Here is a 434-nt window from a genome sequence, read left to right as displayed (position 1 = left end):
CTGCATGGGTACGCTGGACGGCGCGAACGTCGAAATTTTGGAAAAAGTCGGCGCGGACAACTGCTTTATCTTCGGTAACACCGTCGATCAAGTCGAAGAAATCCGCCGCAACGGTTACGACCCGTTGAGCTATATCGAACGAGACAGCGACCTGCGCCGCGTCGTCAACCAAATCAGCCAAGGCACTTTCTCTACGGAAGAGCCAAACCGCTACAACGACGTGTTGCAACCATACGGCGACTTCTATCAACTGATGGCCGATTTCCGCAGCTAAATCGACGCGCAATACAAAGCGGACGAACACTAACGCAACGTATCCGCCTGGCGCAAATCAGCCTTGATCAACATCGACAACATGGGCTTCTTCTCATCCGACCGCTCTATCGCAGACTACTGCCGCGATATTTGGTCCATCCAAACAGTTAGCGAAAAAG

1 pseudogene is annotated in these 434 nt (G+C 52.5%); it reads left to right on the top strand.

Features of this window, described 5'->3' with window-relative positions:
- Nucleotides 1-434: pseudogene (locus ACTHUT_RS22210) on the top strand (glycogen/starch/alpha-glucan phosphorylase); the annotation flags it as partial.

The sequence above is a fragment of the Neisseria sp. P0022.S010 genome (assembly GCF_051956635.1).
The sequence above is the reverse complement of the archived record's forward strand: the minus strand, read 5'-3'. Positions and strand labels throughout refer to the sequence as shown.